The sequence below is a fragment of the Mycobacterium sp. genome, assembly GCF_025965855.1.
In the GTDB taxonomy this organism is placed as follows: Bacteria; Actinomycetota; Actinomycetes; order Mycobacteriales; family Mycobacteriaceae; genus Mycobacterium.
In genome coordinates, this window is record NZ_JAOPWB010000145.1 from 17,400 (window position 1) to 32,427 (window position 15,028).

Genomic DNA, 15,028 nt, shown 5'->3' on the forward strand with positions numbered 1-15,028 from the left:
GGCGAGATTGCCGGAGGGCAAAATCGATCGCCGCGAGACAAGCTAGTGCGGATGCACGGATCATCTGAACGTGGTGGGTTAGCCCGAATTTCGGGGCGGCACCAGTGGGATGAAGAAGCGTTCCACGACGTAGTTGACATCGAGCTGTGAGGCCAACATTGCTGCCAGCATAGCGCACCCGGTGGACAGCGACGAAAAAGCGGACTGTGATGTCCGTCGCTGAGTTTGATCAGGATTCGAGCCTGGCCCGCACGGCTGCCATGCGCTCTTCGAGTTCGGCCTCGTCGATCACACCACGCGCTAAGAGCGAATGCGCCAGTGCCACCAACCGGTTTTCCGGGTAAGGCAGGTCGGCATAGAGCGTCGCCGACAGGGTGTCCTCTTCGTTGCGCCGGTCGGCAAAACTGAGTACCTCTGGTCCGCAACCGCTTTGATCAAGGGCGTCACAAATGCCGTCGAGGCTCGTTTTCCACGGCGGCACTGGATTGTCGACGCCGTGTTTTGCCGCCATGCGGCTCCAGGTCTGGTTGTGTTCAACAACTTTCGCCAACGGCGTAATCGCGGAGCCCTCGGTCGATCGCAAACTTTCGGAAGTGCGCACCTGTTCGCCTCCCATAATCAGCTGCTGACCGGGTGGATGGCCGGCCGGGTTTCGGTGATCACGTTCGTGGTCACGCCGACCTTGGGCAGCGCGACACCGATCAGGCAATCGCGGGTAATGATTTCGGCCAGCTGGTCTTCGCTCCAGCCGTCGGTTCCTTCGGGGCGCACAGGCATCACCATGAACCGGTGCTTCTGGTTCGAGTCCTCGACCCGAATCTCGACCTCTTCCGGTAGGTACAGCCCGAATTCCGCGAGCACCTGGCGCGGCCAGCGCACGATGCGCCGGCGATAGTTGGGCGTCCGGTACCACTCCGGGGAATTGCCCAGGATCGGACGCGGGTAGCAGGAGCACAGCGTGCACACGATGACGTGGTGCAGGGTGGGCGTGTCCGCGAGCACGTGAAAAGCGGTGAAGTCGCTCGGGGTCCCGAATCCGGTGGGATGCAGCCAGTCGACCCCGACCTCCTTACTGGCGGCGAGCGGATCGGAGAGGGCCAACTGCTTGTAGCCGGGATCGAGCCACGCCCGGGCCACCAGCCGCGCGCCGGGGGTGGGGCCGATCTGTTCGGCGAATTCGGTGAAGCGCCGATGATCCTCGGCGGTGAAAATCCCCTTTTCGATGCACAATTCGCGCAATGCGATCTCGAGGACTTCGAAGTCGGTGACCTCGTCCACCATGGGCGCGGCGGTGCGATCGTGGTCGTGATCGGTGGGTTGGCCGGGCATGCGGAGGTCCTTTCGGCAAGTCGGTGAACGAATGCTCGTGGCTAGCCGGCGGCTTCGAGCCACCGCTCGGGGATCTCGGTCTGCAGCGTGTCGTTGCCCGGCCCGGTGTACCCGTGCCATAGCTCGGAGAGGTTGAACCGAACGATGTAGAACCACTCGGGCTTCAGGTCAGGACCATCCCAGGTCTCGTCCTCGGCGGCGGGGCTTTCATACGACACTTTCGCGATCTCGCCCGTCGCGCCCCGCACGTATTCCTGGGTGCGGGTATAGAACAGGACAGGCAACTCTCGCACCACGACCTTGTCGCCGACGTTGAATTTCGGGTCGCCGGCCTGTCCGGCGAACACTTGCGGGTCGCCTTTTCCGGCAGCATGCCGGTGGTGGCGGTTGCGGTTCACCTTGGACGGGTCGCCCTCGAATTTTGGCTTGGCTTCCAACGGTTTACCTTGCAGGCCGCCGTCGTAGCGGGCCCGCACCTCGGCCGTGCGCTCCGCCAATTCGCTCAGCCCGATGTGGTGTTTCTCGACCAGGACGCGCGCGACCGCCAGCAGCCACCGCCCGTAGTACGGAAGCCCGAGATAGATCGTGCGGCCCAGGTCGACGTTGCCCATCCGGCGTCGCTCCTCCGACAACCAGATACCGCGCCAGCCGAGAACCTCGCACGTGACGTAGGTGTTCTCTTCCCATATCTCGTACTGCTTGTTTTCGAATTCGAGCGGGGCATCCGGCTCGCCGCCGACGTCATGCGGCGTTTTGACGTAGGCGCTGAATCGGTCGTGGTCAATGAGATCGGGTGTGGGCGCGTCCGGGAGCTCAGGGTAGGAAGACTTAAGGCGGGCGAGCAGGTCCAGACGTGCGACACGCTCCACCGGAGTCGTCATCGGTGCTCCATTCGTTGGGGCGGTGGCCGCCGCCGCAAATTGCCTTTGGTGGCGGAATCAAGGGCTCCGAATACACTCCACTCCTGCCGTTAACTTCGCGCAACCGCCAACCGAATTCCGGGACGCAAAGTGCGCGCGCCTTCGGGGTTTCGGGCATGCCGCCGTCCGGTACTGTCACCAAGATGGAGCGGCGCGTGCTCGAAGCGATCATCTATGAACGCGAACCGCCGATTGCGCGGATCATCTTGAATCGGGTCGACAAGGCCAATACCAAGGACGCGGTATTGGTCACCGAAGTCGACAACTGCCTGCACGAGGCCGACCGCGACAACGAGATCAAGGTCGTCATCCTCAAGGCCAACGGCAAAGGCTTCTGCGGCGGGCACGTGGCCCGCTGGGGCCCGGACGAGAACCCCTACCCGGACTTCGGAAACACCTTCGAGGACCTGTACAAGGGGACGGCCGACCTGTTTCTGTGGCCCACCCTGTATCTGTGGGAGTTTCCCAAGCCGACGATCTCTCAGATCCACGGCTACTGCATGGGCGGCGGGATCTATCTCGGCCTGCTGACCGATTTTTGTGTGGCATCCGAGGATGCGTATTTCCAGATGCCGCTTGCCCAGAGCCTCGGCGAACCCGGCGGGCACACCATGATCGAGCCGTGGTTGCTGATGAACTGGCACCGCACGATGGACTGGCTGCTGCTGGCGCCCACCCTGTCCGCGCGGGAGGCGCTCGACTGGGGTCTGCTCAATAGGGTTGTGCCGCGCGAAGACCTGGAAGACACCGTCGAAGAGATGGCCCGCAAGATCTCCCAGATCCCATTGACCACGCTGATGGCGGTGAAGAACAACGTGAAGCGGGCCTGGGAACTGATGGGAATGCGGGTCCACCTCCAGGTCAGCCACATCTTGACCAACATGGTGGGCGCCGCCTCCGATGTGCAGGCGCGACGGGCCGAACTCATGCAATCCGGCATGAAGCCACGCGATTTCGTGGGCCGCGACGAGAGTTCTTAGCGCGAGCAGACGCAAAAGCCCCCAAAACCCGGCGGTTTTGGGGCTTTTGCGTCTGCTCGCCCCTGTAGCGGGGACTAGCGCCTCATCTCGCCGGCGATCCTGCGCCCGGCGGCGTGCCGCGCGGCGACGTAACCGAACACCATCGAGCTGGCGATGCTCGCACCGGCGCCCGGATACGTGCGCCCCATCACCGTCGCGGTGGTGTTGCCGGTGGCGTAGAGGCCGTCGATCACCAGGTCCTGCTCGTCCAGGACCTGCGCGTGCTCGTTGGTGACCACACCCCCGCACGTCCCGACGTCGGCCGGTAAGACCCTGGTGGCGTAGTAGGGCGCGCGGTCGAGCGGGCCGACGGCGGCGTTTGGCCGATAGCCGGGATCGCCGAGACAGTCGTTGTAGGCCGACTGCCCGCGCCCGAAGTCGGGGTCCAGACCCTTGGCGGCGAACCGGTTGAATCGCTGGATCGTTTGTGCCAACTCGTCGGCGGGAAGGTCGATCTGGCGGGCGAGCTCGGCGATGGTGTCGCCGCGTTTGACCGCGCCGCTCTCGATGAGTTCCGGCGGCAGGTTTTGTTTCCGCTTGAACGGGTTCGTGCTGGTGACATACCTGCCCACGTAGCCGTCGTCGAAAATCATCCAGCAGGGCACCGCCTTGTTGGCGTACATCGCCTTGCCGACCTCGACGTAGGAGTTCGACTCGTTGCAGAATCGCCGGCCGGTCCCATCGACGTAGATGGCACCGGGACGCTGCCGGCCCGAGCCGAGCGAGGCGGCCGCGGCGCCGCCGTTGGCGATGAAAACGGAAGGCAGCCACCAGGCTTCGTCGAGCAGGTCGGTCTTGGCGCCCAGCCGCATGGCGGCCTGCAGCACCTCGCCGGTGTCCCCGGCGTTGGCGATCGACCACTGCGCCTCGTTGGGTTGGTCGCCGCTGTACTGGCGGCGCATCTCCTTGTTGTGGCCGAACCCGCCGGCGGCCAGCAGGACACCCTTCCGCGCCTCCACGGTCAGCGACACGCCGCCGTGAGAGACCCGCGCCCCAACGACCCGGCCGTCTTCGACTATGAGGTCTTCCACCGCGGCGTTGGTCCACACCGGGGGCTGCCCGTCACCCAATTCGATGAGCGCCTTGAGCATCTGGGCGATCAGCGAGGCGCCGTTGGTGAGGATGTGACGACGGCGGATCCGCGCGGCCGCGGTGCGCAGGAACACCCGGGTCGCCACGGCGAACGCCCGCGTCGACCGGTTGTAGTACTGAACCGAACGCAACTCGTTGGTCAGGACCACGAATCCGTAGTTCTTGGCCAGCGGCGGCTGCACCTTGTCGCTCCAGCCGCCCAGCTCCGCGGCATCGAAGGGGATGCCTTCGACGGCGCGGCCGGACTCGTTGCCGCCCTTGTGATTCGGGTAGTAGTCGCTCCATCCGGCACACCGGATCAGCCGGACGCCTTTGCGGATGAGGAAATTGATCATTTCGTAGCCCGCGGTGAGGAACATTTCGCGGCGCGCGGGTGAGGAAGGCGCGCCGATATCGCCGACCACGTCGGCCAGGTAGGCCAGGCCGTCTTCGTGCGAGTCCGCGATGCCCTCGGCCCGCATCAAGGGGTTGTTGGGCAGCCAGACGATGCCACCCGAGAGCCCCGTCGAGCCCCCGACCAGCGCCTGCTTCTCGATGATCAGCGGCTCGAGCCCGCAGTCGATTGCGGCCAGCCCGGCCACCATGCCGCCGCCGCCGCTGCCCGCGATGAGCAGGTCGACGGAGCGGTCCCACCGGGTGCTCATCGCGCCTCCGGGTTTAATCCGAGGTCGGCGACCGGCACGTCGATGGTGGTGTTGGTCTTCTGGATCGCGGGCACCAGCGCGTCGTACGGCAAGCCCGCCAGGAAGCCGTCGACGACGCGTTCGAAGTTCGAGATCAGCCCTTCGATCTGGTCCGACAGTCGCATGTATTCAAACCCCTTGGAGTGCAGGCCTTTCTGCTGCCGCGGCAGGTTGGAGAAGTCCTGTGCCGGGATGGGCGGCCAGCGCGGATCGTCGGGCGCCATCGGTTCCGGCGGCTGGGGTTTGCCGGCGGACAGGTCGGAGGGGAACCGGGTGAGGGACCAGATTTCGAACAGGGTTTCCTCGGGCCCCAGCGGGCGGATCCGGTACGACGAGGCGCTGCTGTAGGTGGGCAGGATGAAGTGGTGCGGGAAGCAGAACCCGATGGCGTCGGTGATCCCGCGGCGGACCAGGTCGTTGAGGTCGGGCATGTCGCTGCCCCGGGCCCGATGCCAGCCGACGACCGCGTCGTTGAGGGCGCTGCGCCAGGCGACCATCGCCTCGGCCGGATCGGCGGGCAGCTCGATGCTCTGCAGGCCCTCGGCGACGCGGATGTCGTTCTCGTGGGTCATACCGCCCATGCCCTCGCCGAGGGTGCGCATGAAGTACAGGCTGGTCGCGACGACGGGATGCACCGCGGCCGGGGGCTCCCCGCTCTGCGCGCCGGGCAGCAGCTGGGGGTGGGTTTGCGGGACGTGGTAGCCCTCCATGAACGCCGCGGTGGCCAGCTTCCAATTCACCGGCAGCCGGCACGATTGCCACCACTCGACGCGCAATGATTCGACCTTCCACGCGTCATAGATCGACGCGAACGGTTCCATGCAGTCCCGCAGGGCCGGGGCGTCGTCGTCGAGGTTGATCCACGCGCACCCGCCCCAGAGCTCGCACCTCACCGGGACGAGTTGCAGATCCTCCGGACGCAGGTTCTCCTGGGCGAACGCCTCGGGTCGCAGCACGAAGGTGTTGTGCCCATCGATGCCCCAGCACCACCCGTGGAACGGGCAGACGAAGGTGCGGCGAGAACCGTTGCCCTCCACCAGCTTTACCCCGCGATGGCGGCACGCGTTGTGGTAGGCCCGGACGTTCTGGCCGTCGACCCGCACCACGATGATCGATTCGTCGAGGATCTCGTACTCCACGAAGTCGCCGACCCTGGGGATCTCCTCGAGACGGCAGGCCATCTGCCACACGCGCGGCCAGAACATCTCCGCCTCGAGCGCGTAGAACTCCGGGTCGTAGTACCGCTGCTTGGGAATGCGATCGGGCGTCTGAACCGCCCACGGCACCGGTAGGGGTGTCCAGTTCACGGTGTTCTTGCTGGGTCGTATCGACCGCGTGTCTAGAGCCATCTTCGCCATCCTTGTGTCAGCTCATACGATCCGTGATGCCCGTCCTTGCCAGTAACGTTCGCGGATGCGCCGCTTGTACAGCTTTCCGTTGGGGTCGCGGGGCAACTCCGGTTCGAATTCGACTGTGCGCGGGCACTTATAGCCGGCCAGGTGGGCCCGGCAGTAGACGATGAGCTCGGCCTCGAGGCCGGGCCCGGGCGCGACGCCGTCGACCGGTTGCACGACGGCCTTGACCTCCTCGCCGAACTCGTCGTTCGGCACGCCGAACACCGCGGCGTCGACGAGCTTGGGGTGCATGACCAGCAGGTTCTCCGCCTCCTGGGGGTAGATGTTCACCCCGCCCGAGACAATCATGAACGTTGATCGGTCCGTGAGGTAGAGGTATCCGTCCGCGTCGACATAACCCATGTCGCCGAGCGACCGCCAGCCCCGGTCGTTGTAGACTGACGCGGTTTTGGCGGGGTCCTTGAAGTACTCGAAATCGGGCCCGCCCTCGAAGAACAATTCGCCGGACTCGCCCACCGGAAGCTCGACCCCGTCGTCGCCAACCACGTGAACGGGGCTGAACGGCTTGCCCACCGAACCGGGATGGGCGAGCCACTCCTCGGGGCCGATCGTGGTCCCGGCGAATCCCTCCGTGCCACCGTAATATTCGTGAATGATGGGTCCGAACCACTCCATCATCCGCTGCTTGACGGCCACCGGGCACGGGGCCGCCGCGTGGATCACGCAGCGCAGGCTTGACACGTCATACTTTCGCCGCACCTCCTCGGGCAGCTTGAGCATCCGCACGAACATCGTCGGCACGAATTGGGCGTGCGCGACGCGATGGGTCTCGATCAACCGCAGCACGGCCTCCGCGTCGAACTTGCGCATCAGGATCGAGGCGGCGCCGACGCGATGCACCGCCATGCTGTAGTTCACGCCCGCCGCGTGATACAGCGGTGCGGGGGAGAGGTAGACGCTGGACCGGTCCATCCCGTACTTGTGGATCAGCGCCATCTCCAGGACCGCCTGCGCCCACGACCCGTTGCCGTCGGCCGGCAGCGACCGCCGAACGGCCTTGGGCCGTCCCGTGGTGCCCGACGAATAGAGCATCTCCGAACCGTCCGACAACGGCGGGGCGTCGCCCGCCGCCGCCAGGGCGCCCTCGTACGAGCGCCAGCCGGGCAGGTCGCCCCCAACAGATAGGTGGACGGCGACGCGTGCGTTGGCCCCGCGGAGGTGTGCGGCGAGGCCGGCCGTGGAAGCCTCTGCCGCGTCCACAAACACCGCCTTCGCGTCGGAGTCGTCGATGACGTAGGCAACCTCGTCGGGGGTGAAGTGGGTGTTGACGGCGGTGTAGTAGAGCCCGGAAAGCTGGCAGGCCCAGGTGATTTCGAAGAACTCGGGCCGGTTCGGCAGCACCAGCGCCACGCCGTCGCCGCGCCGCAGCCCGGCCTCGTGCAGTATGGCTGCGACCCGTTGGCTTCTGGCATACAGATCGCCGAACGAGATGATGTCGCCCTCCGCGAGGATGAGGGCCGGCGACGCCGCGGCGGTTTTCGCGTGGTCGGCGATGTTCACGAGCGGACCTGCGAACGGCTCAAGTCGCCGCCGCGCCGTCGGTGGACGAGGCGGCCGCGGCCGCCTGGCGGCGGGCCTGCTCGGACGGCAGCACCTTGTCTTTGAACACCGTCTGAATCAGCTCTTGCACGTCCTTGCTGAGCGACGCGAGTGCGACGAGGTCGTTGGAGCTCTGCCAGTGCACCCGCATGCCCATCAGCTCCCAGGCGCGCTTGAGGTTGGCCTTGGTGGCCAGCAGCGTCGTCATCGGCGCCTGGGCGATGTGGCGGGCGATGGCCTCCACCCGGTCGTTGAGTTGCTCCCGCGGAACGACCTCGTTGACCAGACCGACCTCCAGCGCCTTCTTCGCGTCGATGACCTCGGCGAGGTACAGGTAGTACGCCGCTCGCCGCCAGTTCATGAAAACCCATGGCTCGATTGAGCATTCCCCGGACGGCATGCCGAAGCCCTGCAGCGGCGGGTAGGAGAAGTACGCGTCCTCGGAGGCGATGACGATGTCGGTGGTCAGCCCGTAGTGGGTGCCCCCGCCAACGCAGTAACCGTGCACCTGCGCGATGGTCGGCTTGGAGAACTCCCACAGGTTCAGGACGGGCTTGACGAACAGGTCGGTCTGCGGCTTCCACGGGGTGCCCATCACCTTCGCGGCCTCGACGAACGCCGGATAGTCGACGGCGTTGTTGCCGATGGCGTGCCCGGAGCAGAAGCCCTTGCCGTTGGCCTTGAGGACCAACACCTTGATGTCGTAATCGCGGTCCGCGTCCAGCAGCGCGGCGTCGACTTCTTCGGCCAGCTTCTGGTCCTGGGCGTTGGCCTTCTCGGGCCAGTTGAGCGTGACGCGCGCGATCGGACCTTCCTTTTCGTAGATGATTCTCTCGCGGGTCTCGTTGAGATCCATGTGTGCGTACCTTTCTTATGGCGTAATGACGCCGATTTCGGCGCCGATGTCGTAGGTGGTCCCGACCTGTCCGCTCCACCGCACGGTGCCCGAGGCACCGGCTTCGATTTCCTGCTCCACCTTCTCGGTGGCGATCACATAGATCGGCGTGCCCTCCTCGACGCGCTCGCCGGCGTCGACGAGAAGGCCGGTGAGCTCGGCTTCCGAGACGGCCACCGACACACGCGGAATGCGAATAACGAAGTCAGCCATGCACTTTGGCCTTCCCGGCCCTTTCGAAAGTGCGCTGAGCCGCTGCGACGATGCGTGCCGGCGAGGGGTACATCTGCGCCTCGAGCGCGGCCGCCGCCGGGTTGGGGACGAACCGTGCGGCCACGCGCTCGACGGGGGCGGCCAGCTCGCCGAACAATTCGGATTGCAGGATCGCGGCGATCTCGGCTCCCGGGCCGGCGAATTGGACCGCGTCGTGGACGACCACGACCCTTCCGGTGCGGCGGGCGGATTCGACGATGGTCTCGACGTCGAGGGGCACCAGCGTGCGCAAATCGACGACCTCCGCGCTGACACCCTGTTCGGCCAGCGCGTCCGCCGCCGCGAGCGCATCGTGTACGGGGCGTCCGTAGGCGATCACCGTCACGTCGCTGCCCGGTCGCTTGATGTCGGCCTGGCCCAGGGGAATTGAAAACCCGGGGTCGAGCGGGACGGGTCCCTTCTTGCCTTGCAGCCGGATCGTCTCGATGAACAGGCAGGGGTCCTCGTCGAAGATCGCCGATGTGAGGAGCCCTTTCCCGTCGCGCGGGGTGGACGGCACGATCACCTTCATGCCGGGGATGTGCATGAACCACGCCTCCAGGCTCTGCGAGTGCGTGGCGCCGGTGGCCAGCCCGGCGTAGACCTGGGTGCGGATGGTGACCGGCGCCGTGGTTCGGCCGGCGGTCATGAACCGCAATTTGGCGGCGTTGTTGATCAGCTGGTCGGCCGCGATGCCGATGAAGTCCATGATCATGATCTCGGCCACGGGCAGCATCCCGTCTATCGCGGCACCGATCGCGGCGCCGACGATCCCGGCTTCCGAGATGGGCGTGTCCAGCACCCGTTCGTGGCCGTACTTCGTCGACAGCCCCGCGGTCGGTCCGGACGCGCCGGGATCGGCAATGTCCTCACCGAGCAAGAACACTCGGTCGTCGGCGCCCAGCGCCTCGTCGAGCGCGAGGTTCAGCGCCTCGCGCATCGTCATCTCCTTTTCGTCCATATCTCACACCGGGTACTTGATCGAAGTTGCGTACACGTCCTGGTCGAGCTCGTCGATGGACGGGGAATCCGCGCCCATCACCGTGGCCAGCGCGGTCTCCACCGTCGTCAGAGCCTGGGCGTCGATGCGGTCAAGTTCGTCGGCACTGCAGATGCCGGCGTCTGCGAGGTGGTCGCGGAACCGCGGCACCGGGTCGGCCGCCATGGCCGCGGCCAGCTGCTCCTTGGGGATGTACGGCATCCGGTCACCGAAGTAGTGGCCGCGGAAGCGGAACGTCACGCACTCGATGAACGTGGGGCCGCTACCCGCGCGGGCCCGGTCCAGCGCCTCGTCGAGCGCCGACTTCACCGCCAGCGGGTCGTTGCCGTCGACGCGCACACCGGGCATGCCGTAGCCGGCCGCCCGTTCGGCGACGTGCTCGAGCTTCATCGTGTCCGAGGTCGGCGTCATCTCGGCGAAGAGATTGTTCTGGCACACAAACACGAGCGGCAGATCCCAGAGCGCGGCCATGTTGGCCGCCTCGTGGAACGAGCCGGTGTTCGTCGCACCGTCGCCGAAGCTGACCACCGTGACGCGGTCGAGGCCCTTGCGTTTGCCCGCCATCGCCAACCCGACGGCCACCGGCGGTCCGGCCCCGACGATCCCGGTCGAGAGCATGACGCCCTTGTCGGGCTTGGCGATGTGCATGGTGCCGCCCTTGCCCCGGCTCGCGCCGACGGTGCGTCCCATCATCTCGCCGTAGATCTCTTCGAGCGGGACGCCCTTGCCGATCAGATCGTGCAGCCCGCGGTAGGTGGTCACCAACTGGTCGTCGGGCCGCAGCGTCACCCCCATCGCGGCGGCGATGGCCTCCTGGCCGCGCGACGGCCAGTACACGCACATGAATTCGCCGGTGCCGATGCCTTTGGAAAGGCGATCGTCTGCCGCTTTCATCAGGACCATCAGTTCGTAGAGGCGACGTTCAACGTCTGTCGCGGATCGACCGTCGCTCACCAAGTCCCTCCAATACCGTTGCACCCCAGCATGATTACCGCCGCCGCTCTCACCCGCCCGACCACGGCTTGACCTTGAGGAAGCCGCCCCCGTCCACCCGGAGCTGCTGGCCCGTGATGTAGCGCGCCGCGTCGGAGGCCAGGAACAGCACGGCCTCGCTGATGTCCTCGGGTTCGACGTAGGGGATGGGCATCGCCTGAACCACGGGGAAGACGGGTTCGGCGTCCTCGCGGGTCGGTTCCTTCAGATCAGGCCGGAACGCGCGGTACATCGGTGCGCTGTGCAACATGTCGGTGTTCACATTCGTCGGATGCACCGCGTTCATCCGGATCGAGAACTTGGCCAGCGCCAGGGCGAAGTCGTTGACGTAGTGTGCCGCAGCAATTTTCGCGAACGCGTAGCCGGCGCCGCCGGGGCCGCCGTCGATCCCGGTGGTGTTCATCGACGACATGAAGGCCGCATTCGACCCGATCACGATGATCGACGCGCCGGCTTGCAGATGCTTGAGGCTCGCGTGTACCAGGTTGAGCACGCCGACCAGGTCGACGTCCACGGCATCGGCGAACGCCTGCGGCGGAAGGCCCGCGGTGAGCGGGCAGATGCCGGCATTGGCCACCACGACGTCGAGATGCCCGAACTCGGCCACGCCCTGATCGATCGCGGCGGCCAGGGCCACCCGGTCGCGCACGTCGGCGATCGCCGTGAACGCGCGCTGCCCCTCCTTTTCGACCAGCCGCGCCGTCTCGTCAAGATCCTCCGGCCGGGCCAGCGGGTACTCATTGGTTTCGATGTCCGCGCAGAGATCCACCGCGATGATGTCGGCACCTTCCGCGGCCAGTAGCCGCGCATGCGAACGTCCCTGACCGCGCGCGGCCCCGCTGATCACGGCCACCTTGCCCGTCACCCTGCCCATATCCCGTCCTTTGCCCCGGTGCCTAACCCTGCGACCCTGGTTGGGGGCCAAAGCTATTCGCTACCAAAGACGTCGGAAATCCGGGCCGGACGGGCGGACGCGGGAGGCCACGGCGCGCGCTCACCGCATCGCGCAGGTGGAGCGAACCAAGGGTCGGCTCCATCGCATCTCTTCCACGAAAACTGCGCGTGGCCGCAGCCGGGCTATCGATATCCCTTAGAGTAGCTAGAATACTTAAAATAGCAAGAAAGACGACCAAGGGGGTTGCCTTGTCCGGCGTGCACGAGGGTGTCCTGCAAGGTGTCCGGGTGGTCGAGTTGGCGTCGTGGACCTATGTGCCGTCGGCCGGGGCCGCCCTATCCGACTGGGGCGCCGACGTGATCAAGGTGGAAGGCGTCACCACGGGGGATCCTGGGCGCGCGCTGGTGGTCGGTGGCTTCACTCGCGAAGCGGCTCGCCCGGACGCCGACTTCATCCTCGAGTTGGGCAATCGCGGCAAGCGCAGCATCGCCATCGACATCAAGTCCGAGATGGGCCGCGACTTGTTCGGCCGCTTGTTGGCCAGTGCGGATGTGTTCCTGACCAATTGGCTGCCCGGCGCGCTCGAGCGGGCCCGGCTCACCGTCGACGACATCCGCGGGTTCAACCCGAAGATCATCATCGCGCGCGGCACCGGGCTGGGGGTCCGGGGCCCGGACCGGGATCGAGGCGGGTTCGACGCCGCCACGTATTTGGCGCGCGGCGGGGTGGCGTACACGCTCACGCCGTTCGGCACCGATACCCCGGCGGTCCAGGGCCCGGGGTTCGGTGACCTGCAGGGCGGGGCGACGCTGGCCGGCGGCGTGTGTGCCGCGTTGTTCCACCGGGAGCGGACCGGCAAACCCACGATCGTGGATTCCTCGCTGCTGGCACAAGCGATGTGGGCTATCGCGCCGTCGATTTCGGCGGCCGATTTCTTCGACATCGACGGCATTCCGGGCGCTCCGCCCGGGCTGGCCATCAATCCCCTGGTGAACCGGTACAAAACCAAGGACGGCAGGTGGATTCAGCTGGTCTTCTTGCAGCCCGACAAGTTCTGGGCCGGCTTCTGTGAGCGAATGGGTCTGGCGGAGTTGGCGGCCGACGAGCGGTTTGTGCCGTCGAGCAACCTGATAGCCAACGCCGCCGCGGCGACCGAGATCGTCGCGAACGCCTTTGCCCGCCATGACCTTGCGCATTGGCGGAAGGTGCTGGAAGACGAGCCCGGCGTGTGGGGCGCCCTCGCGACGCCGCGGGAGACCCTCAACGACCCGCAGGTCGAACCCAATGGGTACGTGGTGACAAACGTCGACGACCATGGGGAGAAGTACCGGATCGTCGCGGCGCCCGTTCAATTCGACGAGACACCGCCGGCGCCCGCCCGCGCCCCGGAACATGGGCAGCACACCGAAGAGATTCTGCTCGAGCTGGACGTCGACTGGGACGACATCGCCCGGGCGAAGGACCGCAGGGCCATCCTCTGAGGTCGCACCGCACGGGCGCGTGGCTTTGCGCCGAGCGTGCATCCATTGCGAGCATCCGCGAATTTTTTCGGCGTGAGTACACGCTGGGCGCCGCGATGCCGCCCGAATAATGTGAAGGCGTCTTCTTGATGTCGGCGGCGGGCTCCGCGTGACAACAGATACCCTATGGGGTATCTTGCACATGCGTCGATCGATACCCCCTCGGGTAGCGCTGGGAGTACTTAGAGAGACGGAGGATCCAGTGATTGGTGATCAGGACAGCACCGCGGCGGTGCTCAACCGGCTGCGCCGCGCCCAGGGGCAACTTGCCGGGGTGATCTCGATGATCGAGCAGGGTCGCGACTGCAAGGACGTCGTCACCCAGCTCGCCGCGGTATCGCGCGCCCTCGACCGCGCCGGGTTCAAGATCGTCGCGACCGGATTGAAGGAGTGCGTCACGGGTGCAACCGCGGACGGTGCGGCACCGCTGAGCGAGGCCGAGCTGGAGAAGCTGTTTCTGGCGCTCGCGTAAGTGGCCCGAGCGGTATCCGGGCACGAATGGAAGGAGTCATGATGAACATCGCAATTGCGACGCGGCTGCACACCTCTTTCGAGGACGCGGTCGCGCGGACCCGCGAGGCGCTCGCGGAGCAGGGCTTTGGGGTACTCACCGAAATCGACGTGCAGGCCACGCTGAAAGCCAAACTCGGTCAGGACATGGAGGACTACCTGATCCTCGGCGCCTGCAACCCGCCGCTGGCGCATCGCGCCGTGCAGGCAAACCGCCAGATCGGCTTGCTGCTGCCCTGCAACGTCGTCGTGCGCAGCGACCCCGAAGATGCCGGCACGGTGCTCGTCGAGGCGATGAATCCCGGACTGCTGGTTGAGGTCACCGGCGAGCCGGAATTGCGCCCGGTGGCCGAAGAGGTCGCGGCCAGGCTGAATGCGGCCATCGACTCGCTCGAGAGTCGCTCAAGCGCGGTTCCCCGATGACCGCCGCCGAGTAGGCCGACATGTCAGACCAACGGCATCATCACGACCTGCAAGACTTGCTGCCTCAGCATCGTGAGCTCCGCAAGCAAATACCCGAGGTGTGCACGAGGTGCCCATGCCACTACGAAGCCATGGTGGCCGGCTTCGATGAAGTCCTAGCTCTAGCAGGCTGATTCGTTAACCACAGCTCGCTGGTCCCGAAACGGTTACAAGGACATATCGATTACAGCGGCGGTCTGGCACAACGCCTTCGATCGACAAATCATGGCAGAGGGCGCCTTTAGGGAATCAAGGCGCGACGATGCGTACCGCACGGGATTCCGTTCCGCCACGGGTGTGGCGGATTTCGTTCGGGCGCAACAGGAGGTATCGACAGGATGATGGAGCACGGCCCGAACTCTGGCCGCATTCTCGACACCGCTCGGGGGATCCTGATCGGATTACGCCGATGCCCTTCGCATGCCGCTTTCGATGAATTGCATAGCGCGGCACTGCGTCACAGGGTGCCGGTATTCGCCATGGCATGGGCGCTCGTCCACCTGG

At 66.0% G+C, this 15,028-nt stretch carries 16 protein-coding genes and 1 pseudogene; 6 read left to right on the plus strand and 11 right to left on the minus strand.

Annotation, left to right across the window (positions count from 1 at the left end; translation table 11 throughout):
* Nucleotides 1–229: 229 nt before the first annotated feature.
* The 3 genes from JWP83_RS11530 to JWP83_RS11540 are packed head-to-tail and all read right to left on the minus strand — an operon-like array spanning nt 230 to nt 2,210.
* The gene (locus JWP83_RS11530; RefSeq protein WP_297730078.1) at nt 230–601 is read right to left on the minus strand and encodes an SH3-like domain-containing protein; all 372 of its coding nucleotides are present in this window, start codon (nt 599–601) and stop codon (nt 230–232) included.
* Nucleotides 602–618: 17 nt separating this feature from the next.
* Nucleotides 619–1,329 carry a thiocyanate hydrolase subunit gamma gene (gene scnC, locus JWP83_RS11535; RefSeq protein WP_297730079.1) on the minus strand — a complete coding sequence of 237 codons (711 nt, stop codon included), beginning with the start codon at nt 1,327–1,329 and terminating at the stop codon, nt 619–621.
* A gap of 41 nt (nt 1,330–1,370) precedes the next feature.
* On the minus strand, nt 1,371–2,210 hold the full coding sequence (locus tag JWP83_RS11540) for an SH3-like domain-containing protein (RefSeq protein WP_297730080.1): 840 nt from the start codon (nt 2,208–2,210) through the stop codon (nt 1,371–1,373).
* Between the two features lie 182 nt (nt 2,211–2,392).
* Here JWP83_RS11540 and JWP83_RS11545 point away from each other — a divergent pair, with 182 nt between their 5' ends.
* The gene (locus JWP83_RS11545; RefSeq protein ID WP_297730081.1) at nt 2,393–3,229 is read left to right on the plus strand and encodes an enoyl-CoA hydratase-related protein; all 837 of its coding nucleotides are present in this window, start codon (nt 2,393–2,395) and stop codon (nt 3,227–3,229) included.
* 74 nt (nt 3,230–3,303) lie between these two features.
* Here JWP83_RS11545 and JWP83_RS11550 read toward each other — a convergent pair whose 3' ends face one another.
* The 8 genes from JWP83_RS11550 to JWP83_RS11585 all read right to left on the minus strand — a co-directional run bounded on the left by JWP83_RS11550 (nt 3,304) and on the right by JWP83_RS11585 (nt 12,011).
* Nucleotides 3,304–5,004 (minus strand): FAD-binding protein, encoded by a 1,701-nt coding sequence (locus tag JWP83_RS11550; RefSeq protein ID WP_297730082.1) that lies wholly within the window; start codon nt 5,002–5,004, stop codon nt 3,304–3,306.
* On the minus strand, nt 5,001–6,350 hold the full coding sequence (locus tag JWP83_RS11555) for an aromatic ring-hydroxylating dioxygenase subunit alpha (protein ID WP_297730094.1): 1,350 nt from the start codon (nt 6,348–6,350) through the stop codon (nt 5,001–5,003). The genes JWP83_RS11550 and JWP83_RS11555 overlap by 4 nt, the downstream gene beginning before the upstream one ends.
* 63 nt (nt 6,351–6,413) lie before the next feature.
* Complete coding sequence (locus tag JWP83_RS11560) at nt 6,414–7,958, minus strand: acyl-CoA synthetase (RefSeq protein ID WP_297730083.1); 1,545 nt, start codon at nt 7,956–7,958, stop codon at nt 6,414–6,416.
* 19 nt (nt 7,959–7,977) lie between these two features.
* Complete coding sequence (locus tag JWP83_RS11565; protein WP_297730084.1) at nt 7,978–8,853, minus strand: enoyl-CoA hydratase-related protein; 876 nt, start codon at nt 8,851–8,853, stop codon at nt 7,978–7,980.
* A 15-nt stretch (nt 8,854–8,868) separates the two neighbouring features.
* Nucleotides 8,869–9,105, minus strand: coding sequence for a biotin/lipoyl-containing protein (locus JWP83_RS11570; protein WP_297730085.1), 237 nt, complete (start codon nt 9,103–9,105; stop codon nt 8,869–8,871).
* Nucleotides 9,098–10,105 (minus strand): alpha-ketoacid dehydrogenase subunit beta, encoded by a 1,008-nt coding sequence (locus tag JWP83_RS11575; protein ID WP_297730086.1) that lies wholly within the window; start codon nt 10,103–10,105, stop codon nt 9,098–9,100. Before JWP83_RS11575 ends, JWP83_RS11570 begins: the two co-directional genes overlap by 8 nt.
* A gap of 3 nt (nt 10,106–10,108) precedes the next feature.
* Entirely contained in the window at nt 10,109–11,047 is a 939-nt protein-coding gene (locus tag JWP83_RS11580) for a thiamine pyrophosphate-dependent dehydrogenase E1 component subunit alpha (protein WP_297730095.1), read from the minus strand.
* Between the two features lie 100 nt (nt 11,048–11,147).
* On the minus strand, nt 11,148–12,011 hold the full coding sequence (locus tag JWP83_RS11585; protein WP_297730087.1) for a mycofactocin-coupled SDR family oxidoreductase: 864 nt from the start codon (nt 12,009–12,011) through the stop codon (nt 11,148–11,150).
* A 278-nt stretch (nt 12,012–12,289) separates the two neighbouring features.
* Between JWP83_RS11585 and JWP83_RS11590 the strand changes: the two genes are divergently transcribed.
* The 5 genes and pseudogenes from JWP83_RS11590 to JWP83_RS11610 all read left to right on the plus strand — a co-directional run.
* Nucleotides 12,290–13,513 carry a CaiB/BaiF CoA-transferase family protein gene (locus JWP83_RS11590; protein ID WP_297730096.1) on the plus strand — a complete coding sequence of 408 codons (1,224 nt, stop codon included), beginning with the start codon at nt 12,290–12,292 and terminating at the stop codon, nt 13,511–13,513.
* Between the two features lie 241 nt (nt 13,514–13,754).
* A complete protein-coding gene (locus tag JWP83_RS11595; protein WP_297730088.1) occupies nt 13,755–14,024 on the plus strand; it encodes a metal-sensitive transcriptional regulator in 270 nt (89 codons plus the stop codon).
* 41 nt (nt 14,025–14,065) lie between these two features.
* On the plus strand, nt 14,066–14,485 hold the full coding sequence (locus JWP83_RS11600; protein WP_297730089.1) for a DUF302 domain-containing protein: 420 nt from the start codon (nt 14,066–14,068) through the stop codon (nt 14,483–14,485).
* A gap of 20 nt (nt 14,486–14,505) precedes the next feature.
* Nucleotides 14,506–14,586, plus strand: a pseudogene (locus JWP83_RS11605) (carboxymuconolactone decarboxylase family protein); the annotation flags it as partial.
* 276 nt (nt 14,587–14,862) lie between these two features.
* On the plus strand, nt 14,863–15,028 hold a 166-nt coding region (locus JWP83_RS11610; protein ID WP_297730097.1), incomplete at its 3' end, for an ANTAR domain-containing protein.